6 protein-coding genes and 1 pseudogene are annotated in these 6,010 nt (G+C 40.2%); 6 read left to right on the top strand and 1 reads right to left on the bottom strand.

Going from position 1 to position 6,010, the window contains the following annotated elements:
* Positions 1-51: 51 nt before the first annotated feature.
* Positions 52-1,293, bottom strand: coding sequence for a peptidase T (gene pepT, locus ACESK1_RS11510; protein ID WP_372920326.1), 1,242 nt, complete (start codon positions 1,291-1,293; stop codon positions 52-54).
* A gap of 109 nt (positions 1,294-1,402) precedes the next feature.
* On the opposite strand from pepT, the gene ACESK1_RS11515 reads away from it, so the two are divergent.
* The 6 genes and pseudogenes from ACESK1_RS11515 to ACESK1_RS11540 all read left to right on the top strand — a co-directional run.
* On the top strand, positions 1,403-2,428 hold the full coding sequence (locus ACESK1_RS11515) for a quinone-dependent dihydroorotate dehydrogenase (protein WP_372920327.1): 1,026 nt from the start codon (positions 1,403-1,405) through the stop codon (positions 2,426-2,428).
* On the top strand, positions 2,429-2,674 hold the full coding sequence (locus ACESK1_RS11520) for a hypothetical protein (RefSeq protein ID WP_372920328.1): 246 nt from the start codon (positions 2,429-2,431) through the stop codon (positions 2,672-2,674).
* Positions 2,675-2,676: 2 nt separating this feature from the next.
* The gene (locus tag ACESK1_RS11525) at positions 2,677-3,291 is read left to right on the top strand and encodes a LysE family translocator (RefSeq protein WP_372920329.1); all 615 of its coding nucleotides are present in this window, start codon (positions 2,677-2,679) and stop codon (positions 3,289-3,291) included.
* A 128-nt stretch (positions 3,292-3,419) separates the two neighbouring features.
* A complete protein-coding gene (locus tag ACESK1_RS11530) occupies positions 3,420-4,283 on the top strand; it encodes a hydroxymethylglutaryl-CoA lyase (protein WP_372920330.1) in 864 nt (287 codons plus the stop codon).
* 123 nt (positions 4,284-4,406) lie between these two features.
* The gene (locus tag ACESK1_RS11535) at positions 4,407-5,615 is read left to right on the top strand and encodes a DUF4856 domain-containing protein (RefSeq protein WP_372920331.1); all 1,209 of its coding nucleotides are present in this window, start codon (positions 4,407-4,409) and stop codon (positions 5,613-5,615) included.
* Between the two features lie 63 nt (positions 5,616-5,678).
* Positions 5,679-6,010 (top strand): annotated as a pseudogene (locus ACESK1_RS11540) (peptidase M75 superfamily protein); the annotation flags it as partial.

Raw genomic sequence — 6,010 nt, forward strand, 5'->3', positions numbered from 1 at the left:
AAAAAAACCTCACATATCCTGTGAGGTTTTTTTTATGCTTTCCCCTTAATTTTACTGATATCTTTTGGAAGTTAGCTCAGCGATTTTCACGATCACTTCTGCTGCTTTCTGCATGCTTTCCACAGGGATATATTCATATTTTCCGTGAAAATTATGTCCGCCGGCAAAGATATTTGGGCAGGGAAGCCCCATATAGCTTAGCTGGGCACCATCGGTTCCGCCACGAATTGGTTTTTTGATTGGCTCTACATTCACGGCCTTCATGGCTTCTTCGGCAATTTCTACAATATGCATTACCGGCTCAATCTTTTCACGCATATTGGAATATTGTTCATTAATTTCTATGGAAATACAATCTCTTTGATATTGACGGCAAATCTCTTCCTTAAGGTCAAGCATCATAGCTTTTCGAGCGTCAAAATGTTCTTTATCGTGATCTCTGATAATATATTCCAATTCGGTTTCTTCCACATCTCCTTTTATACTGCTTAAATGAAAGAATCCCTGGCGGCCCTCGGTAAGCTCCGGAGTTTCTATTCTGGGCAGGGAATTGATGAAATCCTGGGCGATGTAAATGCTGTTAATCATCTTGTCTTTGGCATACCCTGGATGAACGCTCTTCCCCTGAACTTTCACTATGGCCTGTGCCGCGTTAAAATTTTCGTATTCCAATTCGCCAATCTGGCTACCGTCCATGGTGTAGGCCCATTCGGCACCAAATTTTTCCACATCAAATTTGTGTGCACCTTTACCAATCTCTTCATCGGGAGTGAAACAAACTCTGATCTTTCCGTGAGGAATATCAGGATTGTCCAGCAGGTATTGCATGGCGGTCATAATTTCTGTGATTCCCGCCTTGTCATCAGCTCCTAATAAAGTAGTGCCATCGGTAGTGATGATGGTTTGTCCTTTATACTGGGACAGATCCTCAAAATATTCGGGAGAAAGGATGATGTTTTTTTCCTTATTTAAGATAATGTCTTCGCCATCATAATCTTCAATGATCTGAGGATTTACATTGGTGCCGCAAAAATCGGGAGAGGTGTCAAAATGTGAAATGAAACCTATAACGGGAACGTTATGAGCGACATTCGCCGGGAGTGTAGCCATCACATAAGCGTTTTCATCTATGTTTACTTCGCTCATGCCCATTTCGCGAAGCTCTTCGGCTAATTTCCTGGCAAGGACCCATTGTTTTTCGGTACTGGGAGTGGTATTACTCTTAGGATCGCTTTGGGTGTCTATTTTTACGTAGCTCACAAAACGGTCTATGATATGCTGTTTATTGGTCATTGGTTAGTAGTTTAGCCAAAAATAGACATTCGTTAAATCGCTTCAAAACCTTTTAAGAATAGGCTAAGTTATTTTATGATTTCATTTATTTTTGCACAAACCAACTACCATGTATAAATCGCTTGTCAGGTCGCTTCTATTCCATTTCGATCCGGAATGGGTGCATCACTTCAGCTTTAAAAGTTTACAAAATTTCAGAAAGGTTCCCGGGCTTTCAGTCTTTCTTCGGAAGAAATTTCAGTTGAATGATCCCCGCCTTGAACGCGAAGTCTTCGGAATAAAATTTAAAAACCCTGTTGGCCTAGCCGCAGGTTTCGATAAAGATGCTAAGCTCTACAAAGAACTTGATGACCTTGGATTTGGATTTATTGAAATTGGAACGGTTACCCCAAAACCCCAGCCTGGAAATAAAAAGAAAAGACTTTTCAGACTAAAGGAAGATGAAGCAATCATTAACAGGATGGGTTTCAACAACGATGGGGTAGAAGCTGCGGTGAAAAGACTTCGGTCTAATAAGAATGTGATTATCGGCGGAAACATTGGGAAAAACAAGATCACGCCAAATGAAAAAGCGGGTGAGGACTACAAGATCTGTTTTGAGGCACTCTTTGATCATGTGGATTACTTCGTGGTAAATGTAAGTTCTCCAAACACGCCGAATTTAAGGGAATTACAGGATAAAGAACCGCTCACAAATTTGCTAAATAGCCTTCAACAATTAAATTCAGCGAAACCGATACAAAAGCCAATTTTGCTGAAGATCGCACCCGATCTTACCGATTTGCAATTGCTGGATATTATAGACATCGTAAAGGAAACAAAGATCGCCGGAGTGATTGCTACCAATACCACGATCTCCCGCGAAGGTTTAACTTCTGAAAACAAAAATGAAACCGGCGGCCTAAGTGGTAGGCCTTTGAAAAACCGTGCTACCGAGGTAATCCGATTTCTCTCTGAAAAAAGCGAAAATGCTTTTCCTATTATTGGAGTTGGGGGAATACATTCTCCGGAAGATGCTCTTGAAAAACTCGATGCCGGGGCGAGTTTAGTGCAGTTATATACCGGTTTTATTTACGAAGGGCCGGGTTTGATTAAAAGAATTAATAAAGCCATCTTAGCCAAAAACTCTAAGTAAATGAAGAAATTCTACCTGAGTATTTTGATGTTATTTTTTATAAGTCTGGAAGCCTATAGTTTATCAGAAACTTCTGAAGTTAGAAGAACGGTAATTACCAATGGAATAGGTTTAGGTACTGTAGTAGCTGCTGTAACTTCCTGGGAACGCAACCGATCGGTTTTACTAATGATCATCCACGGGATTTTTAGCTGGTTTTATGTGATGTATTTTCTGCTAACCAGAAAGAAATCTGAAAGAAAATAAATTTGTTAGAGCAACTAATCCCTTTTTTAACAGCCTCAGTTATCCTGACCCTTTCTCCGGGCCCGGACATTATTTACGTGATGGTGCAGGGGATGGCCAATGGAAAAAAACACGGGATTGTAACTGCTCTTGGCCTTGCCACGGGGATAATCATTCATACCAGTTTGGTGGCTTTTGGCGTTTCGGCGATCATCAAAAGTTCTGAAACCTTATTTTTTATGATTAAGTTATTCGGGGCCTTGTACCTGCTTTATTTGGCTTACCAGGTTTATAAGAGTGATTCACAAATAGCTTATTCTGCAGAAGGGATTAAACAAAAGTCACTGTTCAGCCTGTTTAAGCAGGGTTTTATAATGAACGTTTTAAACCCTAAGGTGACGATCTTTTTCCTGGCATTCTTCCCGGGTTTTCTCTGGGAACCCGACGGCAACACGGTTTTACAATTCTATATTCTTGGCGGTATTTTCATGCTCCAAACAGTATTAATATTTGGTTCGGTGGCTGTTCTGGCAGGAAAGATCTCGTCTTACCTCAAACAACATAAGAATTCGGGGTTGATCTTAAAGTGGTTACAGATATTTGTCTTTGTGGGAATTGCTCTTTTAATCCTGTTTTAAACTGAAATTACCACTCAAATTTTTATCAAAAAATTATCTGGAATCTACTTTTTCCTCTTTCTCTTAGGTGAACTTTATTGAATGGGATATATTTTTAAATAATCCCTAAAATACTATCTTTGGAGGATATGGGGAAAATCAAGCTCATCGAATGTCCACGGGATGCCATGCAGGGTATCAAAACCTTCATTCCTACAGATAAAAAAGTGCAGTACATCCAGGCTTTGTTGCGCTGTGGATTTGACACCATAGATTTCGGGAGTTTTGTTTCTCCTAAGGCAATCCCGCAAATGGCCGATACCGCTGAGGTTTTATCCAAACTGGATCTTTCGACTACACAAAGTAAATTGCTGGCTATCGTGGCCAATACGAGGGGAGCATCAGATGCTTCCAAATTTGAAGAAATAGATTATCTGGGTTATCCGTTTTCGATTTCAGAAAACTTCCAGATGCGGAATACCCACAAGACCATTGAAGAATCGGTGGAGATCCTGAAAGAGATCCTTGAAATTGCCAATAATACCAATAAAGAAGTGGTGGCTTATCTTTCCATGGGCTTTGGAAATCCTTATGGTGATCCGTGGAATGTGGAAATAGTAGGGAATTGGACTGAAAAACTTTCAGCAATGGGCGTAAAAACACTTTCACTCTCTGATACAATCGGCACTTCTTCTCCGGAAATTATTGAGTATTTATTCTCCAATCTTATTCCTGCATACCCGCAAATAGAATTTGGTGCTCACTTGCACACTACGCCTTCCAAATGGCACGAAAAAATTGATGCCGCCTACAAGGCTGGTTGTACCAGGTTTGATGGTGCGATCCAGGGCTTCGGCGGATGCCCAATGGCTAAGGATGAATTAACAGGCAATATGCCTTCAGAAAAAATGCTCTCCTATTTCAATTCCAAAAAGGCCGATACCAATATTAAAATGACCAGTTTTGAGTCGGCTTTTAATGAAGCATCCAAAATTTTCTCTCTGTATCATTAAGATTTACAGGGGTTTAAAAGCAAACCTTATTTTTATTTAAATTTATTCTAAATAAAATTTGTGGCAATTAAAGGTCATTTATATCTTTGCGGCCTAATATATAATCAGTCTAAATTAGAACAAATGAAAAAGCTTTTGATTACCCTATTTCTTGGCGGTTTTGCCTTCACTTCATGTACCTCAGATGATCCTGTAACTCCCGAAGAGAACCAGCTTGAAGTTCCGGCACAGTACTCTTTTGAGAGAGATGGTGCATCTACAGTTAGTTACACAGGCCAAACCCAACGCTTAAGTATGGTTAAGGAATTATTTTCTGAATTCCATGATTTTGATAATGCTACTCAAAGCAGCCTGTCTGATATGTTTTCTAATGAAAATAATCCATTTTCAGAAGCTGAGCTGAATGAAACTTCAAAAAGCATTAAGAGTAAAGTTGCTGCTTCAAAATTGTATTTTTCTACAAATACCGTAGCGAGTAACGAAATAAAAGCCGATTTTGAAGAATTTATCAATATCCAGGCAAACGAAGTATTCCCAAATGAAAATGAACTTGCAGCTCCCGGAAAAGCGGGTCAGATTGCAGCCGGTTCTTCAGAGCGATATATAGATGGAAAAGGTCTGGAAGCCGATCAGGCTTTTGCTAAGGGATTAATTGGTGCCCTGGTAGCAGACCAGATGCTTAACAATTATCTTTCTACTGAAGTTCTTGAGGAAGGAGATAACCTTTCTAATAATGATGAAGCAATTGTAGAGGAAGGAAAAAACTACACCACCATGGAGCATAAGTGGGATGAAGCTTACGGCTACCTGTATGGAGATTCATCTATCCCCTCTGATGACCCAAACAGCGTTTTAAACGAAAGCAATGATATCCTTTTGTTTAAATATATGGGAAGTGTTGATAATGATAGCGATTTTGAAGGTATTGCTGAGGAAACTTTTGAAGCCTTTAAAACCGGTAGGGCAGCGATTGTTGCCGGAGATTATGACCTTCGCGACGAGCAGATAGCCATCATCCGTGAGAATATTTCTACTGTGATCGCTGTGCGCGCCATTTATTACCTGCAGGCCGGTAAAAACCAATTGGCCGATGGTCAGAATGGAGTTGCTTTCCATTCTCTTTCTGAAGGCTATGGATTTATTTACAGTCTTATGTTTACTCATAACTCCAATACAGGTTCTCCCTACGTTTCAGCGGAAAATGTAGAGAACTACCTGGAGCAGCTAATGGCCGGAGACGGTTTCTGGGATGTATCTCCTGAAACCCTTGATGCTATTTCTGAAGATATAGCTTCTGCTTTCGATTTTAGCGTGCAGCAGGCAGCTGAATAATTTTTACAAACAAACAAAGCAGGGTTGAAGAATTTCATTCAGCCCTGCTCTAAACTTAGAATCATGTTGAAAATATTGCGATTTTCATTTTTAACCCTGCTCGCTACTACGCTCTCTTGTAGTAATGCAGATGACAAAGAGGACGATAACACCGATTCTTTTGACCGTGGGGAAATGCTTCAAAACTGGGCCGATAATATTATCATTCCCTCCTTTGAAAATTTCGAGCTTGCCACTCAAAATCTTGAAGCAAAAACCCTTGCCTTTACAGAAGATCCTACTGAAGCGAATCTAGCAGAATTGCGTAGTGCTTATGAAGAAGGCTATCTTGGCTTTCAAACTGTTTCCTTATATGAAATTGGTGAGGCTGAAGCAGTGAATTACCGGGTTAGCCT

The organism is Salegentibacter sp., from assembly GCF_041642575.1.
Taxonomy (GTDB): Bacteria; Bacteroidota; Bacteroidia; order Flavobacteriales; family Flavobacteriaceae; genus Salegentibacter.

Excerpts from the sequence above, each read along its gene's own strand:
- pepT (WP_372920326.1), bottom strand. The coding sequence starts at position 1,293 with ATGACCAATAAACAGCATATCATAGACCGTTTTGTGAGCTACGTAAAA.
- ACESK1_RS11515 (WP_372920327.1), top strand. The coding sequence starts at position 1,403 with ATGTATAAATCGCTTGTCAGGTCGCTTCTATTCCATTTCGATCCGGAA.
- ACESK1_RS11520 (WP_372920328.1), top strand. The coding sequence starts at position 2,429 with ATGAAGAAATTCTACCTGAGTATTTTGATGTTATTTTTTATAAGTCTG.
- ACESK1_RS11530 (WP_372920330.1), top strand. The coding sequence starts at position 3,420 with ATGGGGAAAATCAAGCTCATCGAATGTCCACGGGATGCCATGCAGGGT.
- ACESK1_RS11535 (WP_372920331.1), top strand. The coding sequence starts at position 4,407 with ATGAAAAAGCTTTTGATTACCCTATTTCTTGGCGGTTTTGCCTTCACT.